2 protein-coding genes are annotated in these 329 nt (G+C 50.5%); one reads left to right on the forward strand and one right to left on the reverse strand.

The features are described 5' to 3' along the window. Positions 1-27: 27 nt before the first annotated feature. Positions 28-171: a hypothetical protein gene (locus B2Z72_RS19310; RefSeq protein WP_414716713.1), complete on the forward strand. Its 144-nt coding sequence runs from the start codon at positions 28-30 to the stop codon at positions 169-171. Between the two features lie 67 nt (positions 172-238). On the opposite strand, the gene B2Z72_RS19315 is transcribed toward B2Z72_RS19310, so the two are convergent. Beyond that, a partial coding sequence (locus tag B2Z72_RS19315) for a 4Fe-4S dicluster domain-containing protein (RefSeq protein WP_414716714.1) occupies positions 239-329 on the reverse strand: 91 nt, incomplete at its 5' end.

Here is a 329-nt window from a genome sequence, read left to right on the forward strand (position 1 = left end):
CTGAAAGCATCGGAACTGGATGGGGTCATGGTGCCGGAAGTCAGGGTTCGCAATAACCTCTGGGCCCGCTTTTCGCGCAATGCCTATTACCAGATATCAGAGTTGGCGACTGAGCAGTCTGATGGCAGCTTTGCCATTCAAAGCGGTGGCAGGGCGTTTGTGGTTGGCTGATGGTTTATCCGGGGTAATAAAAAAGGAGCCATAAGGCTCCTTTTTTCATGCATTCCGCTATAGCGGATTACATGTTTGGATAGTTTGGACCGCCAGCACCTTCCGGAGTAACCCAGGTGATGTTCTGCGACGGATCTTTAATATCACAGGTTTTGCAG

The sequence above is a fragment of the Thalassolituus sp. UBA6592 genome, assembly GCF_002433655.1.
Lineage (GTDB): Bacteria > Pseudomonadota > Gammaproteobacteria > Pseudomonadales > Oceanobacteraceae > Venatoribacter.

Bases quoted from the DNA above. Each gene is read 5' to 3' on its own strand.
- B2Z72_RS19310 (WP_414716713.1), top strand. From the start codon at position 28: ATGGTGCCGGAAGTCAGGGTTCGCAATAACCTCTGGGCCCGCTTTTCG.